This is a genomic window from Halococcus saccharolyticus DSM 5350, from assembly GCF_000336915.1.
GTDB classification, from domain to species: domain Archaea; phylum Halobacteriota; class Halobacteria; order Halobacteriales; family Halococcaceae; genus Halococcus; species Halococcus saccharolyticus.
In genome coordinates, this window is sequence record NZ_AOMD01000012.1 from 41,753 (window position 1) to 56,251 (window position 14,499).

Sequence of the window (14,499 nt, forward strand, 5' to 3'; positions counted from 1 at the left end):
AGCAGTTCACGAAGGTTAAGTCGGCAATCGAGATGACCGATATACGCCCTGTATGCAGTACGGCTGCCGAAACCTGTCGCTGATTATGAGTTTCAACAAGGCCAAATCCTCGTGTTCACTCGAATGATTCATATCTCATCATGGTTCTGCTCTCGCAGGTCGTCACTCGACTTGGGAGCCTAGCAGAGGTGACGCCACAAACGATGGAGAACCTCTTCGCCGCTGATCTGGCACACTTGCAAGATATGTACGAGCGCATCAACGATCGCGGGATGAACACGGTAGAGGCGGTCTGGTCCGACTGCGGCGAGTCATTCGCGGTGGAGGTCGGTGTAGGGAGCGATACAGAACGCAGCAGAGAGATGTCGACGACCACCGATGGGAGCCGCAACGACCGAGCGTCAGTGACAACCGACGTGAGAAAGACGCAAGCGGAACGTTGGATGGTAACGCAGGAAATACTGGCTCCCCGACAGCGTGGTTTCGCTCGAAGGAGGAGCCGGCGGACGACCGGCCGAGTTCGTGAGTGATCACCACGTCGTACTCCGCGACGTGTTCGCGGAGGCGCTGGTACTCTCGGTGCGAGGTCGAGGCTTCACTCTCGTCGAGGTCGCAGAACCAGTCGATCTGGTTGCCCTGCTCATCGTACTTCTCGGAGATAGCGCCCCAGGGTTTTGGCTACCCCGGCGAGAACCCGCATAACAAGTCGCTGGAGTCGAGTGAGGAGGCGAGAGGACGTCGTACCATGCGTGCGGACGAATACCCTCATAAGTGATGTTATAGAATCATTGTTCGAGAAACATATATCCTTCCTCCCGACGTGAAACTGACTATTATGACCAGACATCGTGATGTCGTCGTTATCGGCGGCGGGCAGGCGGGGTTGGCAACGAGTTATTATCTGTCGGAAGCGGGGTGTGATCACCTCGTCCTCGAACGGGACCGGGTGGGAGAGCGCTGGCGGAGCGAAAAGTGGGATTCGTTTACGCTGGTGACCCCGAACTGGACGAACGGACTCCCGGGATTCCCCTACGAGGGTGACGATCCGGACGGGTTCCTCTCTCGCGAGGACGTCATCGCGTACCTCGAGGCGTACGTCGACCGCTTCGATCCCCCACTGCAGTGTGGTGTCGAGGTGATGGCGGTTCAGCGGAACGACTCTGGTTTTACCGTCGAGACGACGGACGCCACGTACGAGGCAGCGAACGTCGTGGTGGCGACCGGGACGTTCCAACAGCCCCGCACACCGGCATTCAGTGCCGACGTTCCGTCGTTCGTTCGGCAGGTGCATACGAGCCGATACGGCAATCCGGAGCAGCTACCTTCTGGTGGGGTTCTCGTGGTCGGATCCGGCCAGTCGGGCGCACAGATCGCCACGGAACTCCACGAGAGCGGGCGTGACGTGTACCTCTCGGTCAGTGGAGCTCCGAAAGCACCCCGCCGGTATCGCGGGAAGGACGTCGTCGGGTGGATGGTCGATATGGGTGGGTTCGATGCGCCCGTCGACAGTCTCGACTCGCCCGCGGATCGGTTCGCTCCATCCGTCTACGTTTCGGGGAAAGACGGTGGCCGGGAGATCGACCTTCTCGACCTCGCTGCAGACGGGATGATGCTACTCGGACGGACAGAGGGAATTGAGGGCGGACGTCTCGTCTTTGCGAACGACCTTGAGGAGAACCTTCACAACGCGTATCGATTCTACGCGGGACTCATTGGGCAGATCGATGAACACATCGAAGCCGGGGACATCGACGCCCCCGAACCGGAATTCGTGCCGCCGATTCCCGACGATATCTCGGTCGACAGTCCTCGAGAACTCGACTTGGAGACGGCGAACGTTCGAACCGTTATCTGGGCGACCGGGTACGAGTTCGATTTCAGCTGGGTCGAGCCCGCGACGTTCGACGAATACGGCTATCCCGTTCACGATCGTGGGGTCACCGAGGTGGCCGGCCTGTATTTCGTTGGGCTCCAGTGGTTACACACACAGGGGTCCTCGCTCCTCTTCGGTGTCGGTGACGACGCAAAACACATCACCGAACACGTTCTGAGTCGTCTGGACCGATCTTCTCCCGGCATATAGAGCGGTATTCTACAGTAAGTCTCTCAGACAGACTATCGGGTTGTTCCTCCTCGTTACGCTCCTGTTCGGGACGGGATTCTCGGCAGTAAAGACCGGACTGTCGTTCGTTTCGCCGCTGTTGTTCGCAGCGGCCCAGATTTGCCTCTCGGCCGCTCTACTGTTGGTCTACGCCGGTGCGACGATGGAGTACTGGCATCCCCGTTCTTGGCGAGACTGCGTGGCAGTACTCGCCGGAGGACTGTTCATGATCGGTGGGACGGGCCTCGGGTTCGTCGGCCAGCAGTTCCTCGCCGCCGGCGTGGCAGCCATCATCTTCAGCCTGTCACCCGTCGTCACGGCCGTTCTCGCGTGGATTCTCTTGCCGGCGGAGCGACTGGATGGTCGCGACTACCTCGGTGTTCTTTTCGGTTTCGTCGGGATAGCGGTCGTTATCCGTCCGGATCCGGCGAGCCTTCTCGATCCGGAAGTCGTCGGGAAACTGCTCTTCTTCGCCGGCGTGACCGTCGTCGCGCTCGGGATCGTTCTGGTCCGACGGAGCCAGACTACTATGCCGGTCCCGGCGATAACCGGCTGGGCGATGCTGCTCGGGGGACCGTCTACGTCGTATTCACGATCGCAGTCGGTGAATCAGTCGCGAGCATTCAACCGACACCCCTGTCAGTAGCGATCGTCGTCTATCTCAGCCTCTTCATTGGAGTGTTCGGGTTCGTCACGTACCTCGAACTGATCGGCGAGGTAGGGGCGCTGAAAGCGAGTCTGACGACGCGCCTCACGCCGATTGCTGTCCTTGCTGTCGGATGGTTGTTGCTTGACGAACGGATACAGCCCGTGGCGCTCATCGGCTTCGGAATCATCGTCGCCGGGTTCGTGCTGTTGGAAAGCCGCGACATCACCGCCGAACTCGCCAAGTACCGCAGTCAGTTTCCGTGACCGATCCCGTCCGGTAGTCTCGTCGTGAAGGGAGACGCAGACGGGAAGCGACATCGAGAGCGATGCATCCGGACCCGTCCCCCGCCGAAGGGATAGCGGGCGCTGTTTTCCCTGACCCGTCCCTCTTCCTCGGGGCGCTGTGGGCGGGAGATAGTCTCGGCACGCTACGGTTCGATAGTTCTGCTCCGTAGGGCCGGGATACTGTACTGACTCTCGCGGCTATCGGACGCCTCGGTGGCGGTTGTAGCGGTGGCGATCCATGCACGCGTTGTGAGCGCGACCGGATCACAGAATTCGACCACTCGAGTACCACGAGCCATTCAGCACGCTTGGAACGGCTCGGTCACTCGAAGAAGGAACGACCGTCATGCCATGGATCACACGGCCTCGAGGGTCGTGTGGTAGTTCAGCGGCACTCGGCTGGGATCGTCCCGGACGTGCTCCCGGCGTTACTGAACATGACGTCGACTTCCGTGACGACGATACCGGTTCCGCCGGGACGGCGACAACCGGCACCCGGTGGTCCGTTCAGCCCGTCTCGTTCGCATCCGTGGCGGTCGTCTCCACTCGCTCGATCCCGGTGATGGCGGGTTCGTCATCGATGGTGGCCCGGAGCTCCTCGCCGCCGAGCGGGATCGTCACACGCGCCAGCCACGGATCCTCGGAGACGAGCGTCGTCCGGTTGTCGCTGACACACCAGTCGAACTCCCAGTATGGCGTCTTGATCAGGTCGACGCCGTGGTGGTGATAGAAGCCGATGACCGCCGGCTGAAAGAGCAGCGGTAACCCGATGGCGTGTCCGCTCCATCGGGTGCAATGCTCGCAGTCGTACTTGACTGCATCGCCGTCACTGTGTTCCGCTAATCTACAGAAGAGCGTCCTGACTACTTGTAGAAAGGATCAGCCACCCAAGAGAGTTACAGCCGACGCTTCAAAATAATATCAAAATTCTGTATTTGTTCTAGATGATTTGGCCACTTCTTCTTAGATTGCGAGAGAATAATCGCCAGACATCCACGGTTTCACGCAGTCCCGGAATTGAATGACAATACCTCACATCCAAGCGTATGGGGGATTTGTACACAGATGCGATTCGGAGTAACCACAGAGGTGGTTGGGGATGGAAAACGTCATTCAGTGGACGAAGATCTCCATCACGAGCAGTCAGGGGAGCCATCCGTCCAAGATCGATCTGTTCAGTAGACCGTCTTGGGCGAGACCGATCGTAGCGAGAGGGGGGACGAGCGCATGAGTATCATCGCAACGTACCAGCTCGACCATCCAGAATACCTCCAGATATTCGAACGATTCCCTGCTCTCGAACTCGATGTCGAACAAATCGTTGCCTGCAGTCCCGAGACTCTCTCGGTGACGGTCTGGGCCGAGACAGAGGATCAGGCGGCATTCGAAAGCGAACTCGAGCGTACGAATGCCGTCGAGTCGATCGAGTATCGCGATCACCACGCCGACCGGACGCTCTACCAAATCCGTACGCCGGTCTCGAAAACAACCTACTGGGACTGGACGGGACTCGGCGGTGTGTTGCTCGACTGTACAGCGACGGCCGATGGTGTGACGATGCGGATGCGCTTTCCCGATCGGGAGGCACTCACAACCTATCGAAAATGCTGTCGAGATCAGGGCATCAACTTCACTCTCACCGGCCTCACCAACGGCGATCCAGACATCTCCGCGAACGAACACCCGCTGACATCGGCACAACACGAACTCCTTATAGTAGCCATCGACCGTGGCTATTTCTCGATTCCACGCGAAACCGGTCTTGGCGAGCTCGCGGCAACGTTTGAAATCTCCGATCAGGCGGCATCCGAGCGACTCCGGCGGGGTCTTTCGAACTTGCTTAAGAGCGGATCAGTCAATGCATCATCCACTCCCTCTTCTGGAGAGTTGCGGTGACAGAGTAAGAGGCAACCCGGCTAGCACGGTGGTTGGAAAGTGCTGGCCGGGCTGCCATTGTCCTCTCTATGCTCTATGGTTAAAGAGGTTTGTGAGAAACTGAGTGAACAATACCGAGTTAGATTCGTCGACTGCAAGCAGCGCAATCGGTAAGCGTGTCGCAAGCTTAAGTTCCTCCACTCCATCCTTCGGATGGTGGTTGGACTGTGGCAACTGATGCGGAACAAGAGGCGGTCGAGCTGTTACAGAATCTCGGGCTCAAGGAGTACGAGGCAAAGTGTTTCGTCGCGTTGACGCGCCTTCCATCCGGGACGGCAAAGGATATCAGCGACATCGCAGCCGTCCCCCGAACCCGCGTCTACGACGCCGTCCGGGTTCTCGAATCCGATGGATTAGTCGCGATCCAGCACGGCAATCCGCAGCGATTTCGTGCCCTCTCGGTCGAGGAAGCGGTCGATATCCTCGGCGAGCGCTACACGGACCGTATCGACGACCTCGAACGCACCCTTCACGAGGTTGAACCACACGACGGAGAGGAGACTCGATCCAGCCAGGAGGTCTGGGCGCTTTCAGGGCGTGAGGCGATCGAAGCACGCACCACTCAGATCGTCGCGGAGACGACCAAGGAACTCATCTTCATTGTGGGGGCCGAGACCGCCCTCACCGAGAAATTGTACGACACCCTCGGCGCGACGGCTGAGCGTGATGTTGATGTTCTCGTTGGCGCGGTCTCGTCGGGAGCGCGCGACCGGTTCCGCGATCGTCTTCCCGAGGCGGAGGTGTTCGAGACGGAACTCGACTGGCTCAACGAACCCGAGGAAGAGGACGAACCCTCGATCGGGCTGCTGGTAATGGTCGATCGGAACGTCCTACTCGTGAGCTCCCAAACCGATCACGGATCCGGCGAGCAACCGACTGAATCGGCGGTGTACGGGAGGGGCTTCTCGAACGGACTGGTGGTGATCGCCCGGCGGTTGCTGGCACGCGGACTGCTGGCCGAGCGCGATCCCGCACAGTGAGTCATCCCATCGTGCTGTAACCTCTGCGTACGTATCCCTCTGTGACCGAGACGCTTCGAGGTCGTTCCTTCACACTGGCGAGCGGTGGCTACAGCGGTGTTTACTCGTCGTCCTCACGCTGAAATCGCCAGGTGAAGATCGCCCGCAGCACTACCACGAGGCTGTTGTACTCGCCTGCGCCCCAGATGGCCGTCTCCTCGCTGCCATCGGCCGAATCGGGGAGTAACACACTCACGAGTGCGGTCTGATCGTCGGTGATGAGGAGGCTGCCCGCGGACGCTTCCTCCCAGTCCCAGAGCGTCTCGAACAGCGTCGCCTCGGGAATCCGGTCTTGGACGCGTTGTTGGACCTCTTCGGAGATGCCTGCGAGGCGGATCTCGACGCCGCGCTCGGCCGCGGCCGCCAGCTCGTCGAGATGGTCTTCGGTCAGCAACTCGTCGACGGTCATGTAGACGAGTTCGTCGTCGGTGTCGTCGATGAACTCCAGTGCTCGGCTGGTCACTGCCTTCCGACCAGTGGTGGTCCAGACCCCGAGTTCCTCTCGCCGTGGTTCGGCGGGATCGAGTTGGGTCAGCGCGTCTTCGAGGCGCGCGATGAGGTTTTCGTGGTCGAGCCGGAGCTTTCGGAGGGCGGTTTCGTGGGAGACAGTCGTGAACGTCTGTGGCGTCGAGTGCTGGATGTCGACGAGGCCGCGATCGTGGAGGGATTCGACGGCATCGTAGACACGGGTCCGCGGGACGTGATCGATCTCGGCGACCTCCTTCGCGGTGCCTGTTCCAAGCTGGATAAGGGCGACGAACGTGCTCGCCTCGTACTCGGTGAGCCCCAACTGTTCGAGTTGGGCGACGGCTATCTCTCGTGGCTGCTGTGTGTTTGCCATTGTACCACCGTGGTTTCGCGCGGTAGGGGAGCGGAAAGCAATCGTTCCATGATTCACTCCGAGAGGTCGCTGAAGAGCGCTTCCCAGCACGAGTGACACAATCGACGCTCGATACGCCGATTTTGTGCGGTGTCACTTTCGTCCTGGAGAATTATCATGTGGCGTGGATACGGACTGTCGGCGACATGGTCTCGACAGAGCGGGCACTCGTCCGTGGTTGTGGTCGTGGATTCGTTCCTACTTGTTCGGGCCCATGGAACATCGCTCATTTCGATCACTCCCGAACGAGTATACCCGCTCGGTTGGGCGTACATTATACTCTCTATCGGTATTAGTGTTTTGTGAGAATTTGGGTGACAGCTTCTCACTCATGGAACGTGGTGTGAGGAGTCGCTACGCTCTTACGGAGTGGTTTGCCGGTATCCTCCTGTCTGCTATTGGTATCTACTCCAATGTCTTCATCGCATTATGGCGTGGAAGCAGCCGGGTGGGAGTGCATGATCGACGACAGCCATCGAGATGCTGGGAGAAAGCTGCAGACGATAATCACCGCATCAAATCCAATTTCGCACCTTTCAATACATAGAATCATTCTAATCGATACAATTGACGTCCTCTAAGCAGAAGATGTGCCTGAATTTTCAACAGGTGAGTTAAGATAATAAATCTAAGAGAATATCATTGGAAAGTGTGAGTAAGATGTATCGCCGCGGTCATATTGGCATTGCACTCCTGGCCTACGCATCGATCGCTTACGGCCTCGGGCATAATCAAGCAGCGCCGGGGTAATGTCCAGACCTGTGGCGCTGGCACCTCGTCGGGCGGTGGTGATGGCGACATTTCCGGTCCCACAGCCGACATCCAGCACGGTGTCGTTCGCACTGACGTTCGTCGCCTCGACGAGACGAGCTGCCATGGACAGGAAATGCGGTGCGACGTCCGAATAGGACCCGAGCGTCCACACCCGTTTCACTCGCTCCTCGGGAGACGACACTTCTTGATCCATGGTAACAAACTACGCCACAGGCCAGCATAACACTATGCTCTGAGCGATTCATCCTCTGTATCGGTCTCGTCGGTGGTGGCAGAATTATGGTAACTTCTGTAGGTGATGCTGCATACAGGGTGCCTATGTAGCAACCAGCCCGCCGAAATACTCATCATCTCTGTTGAAAGAACTGCCTCATGGACCCACGGACGTTCCTGCGTGTCGAGGGACTGGCCGCGTTGACAATCGCGCTAAGTGGCTATTTCACGCTCAACGGGCCGATTTGGATGTTGATCGTCCTTGGGCTGGCTCCGGATCTGTCGATGATCGGGTACCTCGTTGGTCCTCGGCTCGGCAGTCTGACCTACAACGTTGTCCATACGTATACGCTGCCGCTTGCTCTCGGTTCCATCGGCTACTGGGGCGACATCCGACTGGCCCTCCTCGTCGCACTGATCTGGATCGGCCATATCGGCGTGGACCGATTCGTCGGCTACGGCCTCAAATTTGAAACCGGATTCAAAGACACGCATCTCTCTACCCAGCCCGCTCCGATTGATAGGTTTACCCAGTCCGATCAGTAGCCGATTTGCTGAATAGATCTTCTGTATCTTGTACGCCGATTTTGGCAGATAGCCGATCTGTGATAGTGGAAAGTACGAAGACTTCAGCGAATCCCTATAGAACATATGCCCGCACCCCATGCTGACTGTTCTATGACATCCTCATAGATGGTTATGAATGAGGAATCAACCCAACTGATCTCTACTTAGACTATCAAAGAAACAACTGAATCCGACGAACGTTTACCCGGAAAGAGTTGATTAGCGGGAGTCCACCACGGATCCATGACAGACGATGCTGGTGGAAGCCAACTCTAACTTCCATTTGGAATGAGTTGATGTGCCAAAATCTCACCACGAGGACACATGGTGGCTCAGGGCCAACTCTAACCCTTCGCGTTGGTCAACAGTAGTTGTCTTATCAGCCAAATATTCGCTCGAACACCTCCATTTCTGCTTTGATCACCTCACTTCTACACACTTCTCTTTGATATATTAGCTCTTTCGGTCGTTTATGACTTGTTGCCAAGCGGTCGGATCAGGGTGGGGTTGGAGGGCGATCGCTGGTAATTCGTCAGAAAGTGGGTGGCATAACTGAAAATCTTGGTATATGGAAGAGAGTCCGGAAAAATATGAACAATTGGGCCGAAATACGTTTAAACTCTGGTATCTAGTCCGATATCGTAGTGATAAACGCATGAACGATGTAAAAGGGAGCGAAGAAAAATACAGTGTTAGTCAGAGTTATCTCGGGCAGAAAAATGGGTTTTTGACATCCACTGCTGAATTGCAAGCGATTCGTTCCGAGGTGGTCACATTCATCCGGGACAACGTCGAGGATACCGCGGTAGTCGCGATGAGTGGGGGGATCGACTCGACGCTGACTGCAGCATTAGCAGTCGAAGCAATCGGCAGTGAAAACGTGATGGCGCTCTCGCTCCCCTGTAAAAAGACGGACGATGAACACACTACCGACGTACAGACGATCGCAGAAGGTCTTGGCGTCGAGTATCACTCGGTTTCGATTCGGCCCCTCCTCGATCTCTTCGAGGACCACATCGCGCCTGCGCTCGATCCCGCCGGCGATCGAGGGTCAATCGGGAACGTGATGGCGCGAATGCGGATGATGTGCGCGTACTACGCATCGAATGTTGGCAATCGACGCGTGCTTGGGACGAGCAATCGATCGGAGCTACTGCTTGGATACTTCACAAAACACGGAGATGGTGCAGCGGATCTGTATCCATTGGGTGAGTTCTACAAGACTGAGGTTCACGCCCTCGCGGATTTCATTGGGCTTCCGCAGCGAATCGTCCACAAAGAGCCGACTGCGGGCCTTTGGACCGGCCAGACTGACGAAGCTGATCTCGGTGCATCATACGATGTACTCGATCCAATTCTTCGATCGTTCGTCGATGAAGACGCGGATGCCACGACTATTGCCGACGAGGTGGATGTCCCCCAACAGTTCGTTGAGGATATTATCAAACGGTATTACGATAACCGGCACAAGCGTTCCATGGCCTCGACGCTTGAACTCAAAGATCGAGAATCCAGCGTATCCACCTGATCTCTTCAGTACGTTGTCTGGATTCTGGCGGTCGCTCAATCCGCGTCAGATACGATCCTGTAGCCAGAAAACATCTGGTGCGACTTGAGGTGCAAGATACGCGCTCTGTATCTTGCACGCCGTTTCTGACAGCCAGTGAGAGATATGCTATGAGAATGTATGGGAACTCCTGCTAAACACTATAGCACCGACGGGCCGTGACGACGGACTCACGTCGCCCGCCGCTCGGTTTACTCCTCGATGTCGACAACGGACAGCGTCTCGTCGAGTTCGACCCGGATCCGGTCGCCATCGATCTCGATCACCACGGCGACGTGTGGCGGCTCGTCCGAGAGCACCGTCACCGCCGTTCTGCCGAGGTTCAGTCGCTGGACGAGCGTTTCGAAGTCGTCGATGTCGTGTTGCAACGCGAGCCCGTGATCGTGGTAGAACCCGACGACTGCGGGGTGGTACTTCGCGATACTGCCGGCCGTCGACTGGGCTCCTTCCTTGCAGACGGGACAGCGGAGACGGGCGACGACGCGTTCGCGGTGTCCGCAGCTCGGACACGTTCCATCGGGGCCGTGATCGTCGCACACGTCGAGAGTTCGCTCGACCGGCCCCGAGCAGATCGGACAGACGCCCTCGATCATGCTGTACAGCTTCCTGAAGGTGCTCACCCACGCTGCGGTGTAGATCTCGTTCGGTGATCGGCCGCTGACGCCGGCGGGTTCGAGCGAGAACTTCCCGAGATGACCGTGTGAGCGGTCGCCCGGTTCCGTCCACAGCCCGTCGCAGTCGGTACAGAGGATGTAGAGGTAGTCTCCTTCGTACAGGATTTCGACGGCCCCACCGCAGAGGGTGCAGGTGGTGTCGACGCGGGCTGGGCCGAGATCGGGCTCTTCGATGCCCGCGCCCGCGAGCACCGTCTGGACGAACCTGAGCCCCATCTCGCTGAGTTCGTATCCCTCGTCGGTCGCGTCGACGAACTGACCGTCGAGCCTGTCGAGATGGTAGCTGAACTGGCCGCTGTCGCCAGTGCCAACGCGGGCGTACAGCTCCGAGAACCGCAGTCCGGTCTCCGCCTCGAACGGTTCGTACTCCTCCCAGAGCGCCACTAGGATCGCCAGCCGTGTCTCGTCGCTCAACAGCTCGAACGCGTCGATCGCTCGCTCCTCCGCGGAGAGTGCCGACAGGGGTGATTTGGTGGCGGCAGACCTGGTCATGACGGTCCGTAGCTCACCGGTGGGGCGGGGTAAATGGTCGGATCGGGTGCGGCGACTCGCTCCTACCGCTCCTCGACGTGACGAACTGTGACGGCGACGCCGCGGGTGCCCTCGGCCATCGCGGAGCCGTGCATCGCCGCGCGGCCGACCGCGAACGCCCTCGGCCCCTCGACGACCACCTCGTCGCCGACCCGGATCGCGTCGTCGGCGTCGACGATTCCCGGTGCGAGCACGCTACCGTGCGGGACGAACCCGTCGATCGTCACTCGTTTCGTGGGGGCATCGCTCTCGACCCACCGGCGGGCACCCGCGAGCGTCAGGGCGAGCGTGCCGTACTGCGGCACCATCGTCGCGAGGTGGTCGTCACCCCTTCGAACCCGGAGTTTGGGGTAGAAGCTCTCCGTAGTGATCGACTCGAACAGTGCGTCGCCCGCTCGCGGTCCGAACTGGTAATCCGCGATCGCCCGGACGGTGTTGTGCTGGCGCTCGCGCTTCGCATACTTGAGTTCGCCGTCGAGCGCGTCGTCGAGCGCCGCGAGCGAGTCCGTTGTGGTCGGATGGTCGGCGACGGTGTACGTAAACTCGATTCCGAGCGCATCCTCCACGCGCTCGGTGATCGGTCGGTAGTCCGCGGGAACGTGGGCGATAACTCGGGAGTACTCGTTGCGTTCGAGATAGGCTTCGAGCACGCTCGCCACGAACTCGCGCTCCCCGGCGGTCCACTCGCCCGTCACGACCGAGTCGTAGTGCTGGGCCGGGTAGGTGCATTCGAGCTCCTGGGGCACGACACCGATCGGGGAGGTCATCGAGACCGTGTGTGCTCGGAACCCGATGGCGCTGTGGAACTGTTCGTGACTTTGGGACTCGCTGTAGGGTTTCGTCGCCGAGCACGGGACGAGGACGAGAGGATTGTCGAATCGATTGTGGTACCGCGTCGTGACCCGCTCGGCGAAGCGCTGAATTTCGGCCCGCCGGAGGGTCTCCTCGCTCGCAGCTAACAGTTCGGAGCGTCGGAGCACCGGCGTGCGCTCTTCGAGATACGCGTATTCCTGGTCGAACTGTCTGAGTGCCGCCGTCAGCCACCCCTCGTGGCGAGCCTGCCCTTCGAGGTAATCCCGGAGCCGTCCTCGACGGATCCGTTCGCGAACGGTCGACAGTTCGGCTTCGAGGACGGTCGCGTTGTGTGTCGCACAGTCCTCGCGATCGAACTCGTCCCGCTCTATCTGGCAGGCCGGACAGGCACACGGCAGTTCGGTGAGATCCTCGAGGAACCGCTCGCCGTCGGTAGTGAGATACTTGCCCTGGGTTCCCTTCACGACAGCGCGATCGCTGTCGAGGAGATCGACGCCAGCATACGCGAGCAGCGCGGCGTTCGCGGGCGTCGCCACCCCCGGAAGATAGAGCGCCGTATCGTCGGGGATCGCCTTTCGTACCCCGACGATCGCCTCCACGAACGCGCTGGCGTGGCCGACGACTCCCTGGGCGTCCGAGAGGGCGTAGGCGTCAGTGCCATGGTCGGCCGCTGTTGCCGTCGAGACGACCGCAGCGCTCGGCGCGTCGATGTTGGGGTGTTCGGGGGCGAACGCTCCCGCGACCTCGTCGGGGGTGCCCGCTGGGAGCGCGCGATGCGGAAGAACAGTCAGACGACCGGGATCGCCGGTCGGTGCTTCGCGATCTTCAGGCCAGAGGCTCCCTGCATCCGCGAGCACGTCACCACAGAGTGCGGGTGTAGTGAGCGAATCGGCGAGGCGCACCTCCCCGATCCGGGCCGCCCCGTCGCGGTCGTGGATCTCGAAGAACTCGGTCATTGGTCCGTTTCGCCCGCCGCGTCGTATTCGTCCATCGATTCGAGCGGCACCACCGAAACGCGCTCGGGAACCCGTTCGAGCGCACTCGTCGGCCACTCCCGGTGAGCGAGCGTGAACTCGACATCGGGGTTCGATTCTACCAGTTGGACGACTCCTTCGGCGGCTGCCTCGTAAGACTCGCGGCCGGTCCGCTCGGGTACCTCGGCGGTGAGCGGGTACGTCTCCGAGAGATGTCGCGGGAACGGGCCGAACGGTGGCACGATCCGCCACGATTCGTCGTATGAGCTGTTCTCGCCACCCGCGGTGAGCAGGACGTGACCCTCGAGAGCCAGCCGCGCGAGGCGGTCGTGGTGGCGGCGGACCTCGGGCCGCCGAGCGCTCTCGGTCGAGAGGTGAAAGAACGCGTCCTTCGAGACCGGATCCGAGCGCTCCAGCCGATCGGCGTGATCGAGCAGCGCGCGATACCCGTCGAGCATCGCCGGGTGGCCTCGTGCACGTGCCTCGACCAGTTCGAGGAGGTTCCCGCGGCGGATCGCTTGCTTGATCCGGCGGAGTTCGCCGAAGCTCACATAGAGGTTGTGCTCGGCGAGATGTCGTTCCCGCTCGTCGTCGCCGAGATCACGAAGGTCGTCTGGCGTGTGCGCGACACAGATCGGACACTCACAGGGGAGGTAGTCGAGTTCTCCAAGCTGTTCGGTGCCGCGTACCGTGAGATAGCGATCGTCGCGGGCGTAGAGCGCGTACGCCGCCGAGTCGAACAGGTCACAGCCCGCCGCGACCGCGAGCGCGAACATCATCGGGTGGCCCGCGCCGAACAGGTGCACGGGTTTGTCGGCACCGAGCCCGCGTTTCGCCGCGGTGACGATCTCGACCACGTCGTCGTAGCGGTAGGCGTTCAACAGCGGGACCGCCGCGCCGACCGGGAACACGTCGAGGCCCGTGTCGCGGGCGTGTCGCCCCGCGTCCTCACGGAGATCGGGGTACGTCGACCCTTGGACCGGGGCGTTCACGAGCATCTCGCCGGTCTCGACCTCCCGAGCGCGTTCGAGTCGGTTCTGGGTCGTCGAAAGCTCGCGCTCCGCCTGGTCCCGCCCCGCATCGGGCGGTGTCGGGATGTCGATCGGGGTGCCGATGTCCGAACCGATCTCGTACTGGAAGTCGAGAATTTCGGGCGTCGTGACGTCGATCTCGCCGTATTCGGCGAGCTGAAAGGAACCGGAATCGGTCATGATCGCCCCCGAGAAATCGAGGAGATCGTGGAGTCCCATCGACAGCGCAGCCTCGCGGAGATCCTCGCTCTGTGAGAGGATATACCCGTTCGTGATCAGGATCTCCGCACCGAACTCCTCTTCCAGCCGTGACGGGGCGATCGTCTGCACGTGGGGGTTGACGACCGGCATCAGCGCGGGCGTCTCAACCGTCACGCCCGAACGCGGCACGGCGAGTTCGCCGATCCGTCCCGCGGCGTCCGCCGTCCGCTGCTCGAAAAATCCACTCATTCCTGTTTAAAACCGCCGGCGCGCGCCTAAGGATTGC

13 protein-coding genes and 2 pseudogenes are annotated in these 14,499 nt (G+C 60.0%); 8 read left to right on the plus strand and 7 right to left on the minus strand.

What is annotated here, in order from left to right; all coding sequences use genetic code 11:
- Positions 1 to 140: 140 nt before the first annotated feature.
- Positions 141 to 530 carry a hypothetical protein gene (locus tag C449_RS17705; RefSeq protein WP_006076514.1) on the plus strand — a complete coding sequence of 130 codons (390 nt, stop codon included), beginning with the start codon at positions 141 to 143 and terminating at the stop codon, positions 528 to 530.
- Here C449_RS17705 and C449_RS18560 read toward each other — a convergent pair.
- Positions 490 to 663 (minus strand): annotated as a pseudogene (locus C449_RS18560) (recombinase family protein); the annotation flags it as partial. The gene C449_RS17705 and the pseudogene C449_RS18560 overlap by 41 nt on opposite strands.
- Before the next feature lie 172 nt (positions 664 to 835).
- Here C449_RS18560 and C449_RS03415 point away from each other — a divergent pair.
- Genes C449_RS03415 through C449_RS18565 form a run of 3 tightly spaced genes read left to right on the plus strand, consistent with a single transcriptional unit; the run spans position 836 to position 3,013 of the window.
- Positions 836 to 2,083, plus strand: coding sequence for a flavin-containing monooxygenase (locus tag C449_RS03415; RefSeq protein WP_006076515.1), 1,248 nt, complete (start codon positions 836 to 838; stop codon positions 2,081 to 2,083).
- Positions 2,084 to 2,123: 40 nt separating this feature from the next.
- A complete protein-coding gene (locus C449_RS03420; RefSeq protein WP_241430065.1) occupies positions 2,124 to 2,747 on the plus strand; it encodes a DMT family transporter in 624 nt (207 codons plus the stop codon).
- Positions 2,748 to 2,779: 32 nt separating this feature from the next.
- Positions 2,780 to 3,013, plus strand: coding sequence for an EamA family transporter (locus C449_RS18565; protein WP_006076517.1), 234 nt, complete (start codon positions 2,780 to 2,782; stop codon positions 3,011 to 3,013).
- Positions 3,014 to 3,541: 528 nt separating this feature from the next.
- On the opposite strand, the pseudogene C449_RS19040 reads toward C449_RS18565, so the two are convergent.
- Positions 3,542 to 3,856: pseudogene (locus C449_RS19040) on the minus strand (DUF7351 domain-containing protein); the annotation flags it as partial.
- 405 nt (positions 3,857 to 4,261) lie between these two features.
- Here C449_RS19040 and C449_RS03425 point away from each other — a divergent pair.
- A complete protein-coding gene (locus C449_RS03425) occupies positions 4,262 to 4,930 on the plus strand; it encodes a helix-turn-helix domain-containing protein (protein ID WP_049913866.1) in 669 nt (222 codons plus the stop codon).
- A 206-nt stretch (positions 4,931 to 5,136) separates the two neighbouring features.
- Entirely contained in the window at positions 5,137 to 5,949 is an 813-nt protein-coding gene (locus tag C449_RS03430) for a TrmB family transcriptional regulator (protein WP_006076519.1), read from the plus strand.
- Positions 5,950 to 6,049: 100 nt separating this feature from the next.
- Here the strand turns inward: C449_RS03430 and C449_RS03435 are convergent, their stop codons facing one another.
- Together C449_RS03435 and C449_RS18955 are read right to left on the minus strand one after the other, a co-directional pair.
- Positions 6,050 to 6,829, minus strand: coding sequence for a TrmB family transcriptional regulator (locus C449_RS03435; protein ID WP_006076520.1), 780 nt, complete (start codon positions 6,827 to 6,829; stop codon positions 6,050 to 6,052).
- A 667-nt stretch (positions 6,830 to 7,496) separates the two neighbouring features.
- Positions 7,497 to 7,835 (minus strand): class I SAM-dependent methyltransferase, encoded by a 339-nt coding sequence (locus C449_RS18955; RefSeq protein WP_080504884.1) that lies wholly within the window; start codon positions 7,833 to 7,835, stop codon positions 7,497 to 7,499.
- Positions 7,836 to 8,014: 179 nt separating this feature from the next.
- Here C449_RS18955 and C449_RS03440 point away from each other — a divergent pair, with 179 nt between their 5' ends.
- Positions 8,015 to 8,401: a DUF4260 domain-containing protein gene (locus tag C449_RS03440; protein WP_006076521.1), complete on the plus strand. Its 387-nt coding sequence runs from the start codon at positions 8,015 to 8,017 to the stop codon at positions 8,399 to 8,401.
- Between the two features lie 589 nt (positions 8,402 to 8,990).
- Positions 8,991 to 9,950, plus strand: a complete 960-nt coding sequence (locus C449_RS03445) for an NAD+ synthase (RefSeq protein WP_206536527.1) — start codon at positions 8,991 to 8,993, stop codon at positions 9,948 to 9,950.
- A gap of 230 nt (positions 9,951 to 10,180) precedes the next feature.
- Here C449_RS03445 and C449_RS03450 read toward each other — a convergent pair whose 3' ends face one another.
- The 3 genes from C449_RS03450 to tgtA form a co-directional block, all read right to left on the minus strand.
- Complete coding sequence (locus tag C449_RS03450) at positions 10,181 to 11,155, minus strand: DUF7351 domain-containing protein (RefSeq protein ID WP_006076524.1); 975 nt, start codon at positions 11,153 to 11,155, stop codon at positions 10,181 to 10,183.
- 62 nt (positions 11,156 to 11,217) lie between these two features.
- On the minus strand, positions 11,218 to 12,963 hold the full coding sequence (gene arcS / locus C449_RS03455; RefSeq protein WP_006076525.1) for an archaeosine synthase subunit alpha: 1,746 nt from the start codon (positions 12,961 to 12,963) through the stop codon (positions 11,218 to 11,220).
- A complete protein-coding gene (gene tgtA / locus C449_RS03460; protein WP_006076526.1) occupies positions 12,960 to 14,462 on the minus strand; it encodes a tRNA guanosine(15) transglycosylase TgtA in 1,503 nt (500 codons plus the stop codon). Before tgtA ends, arcS begins: the two co-directional genes overlap by 4 nt.
- Between the last annotated feature and the right edge of the window lie 37 nt (positions 14,463 to 14,499).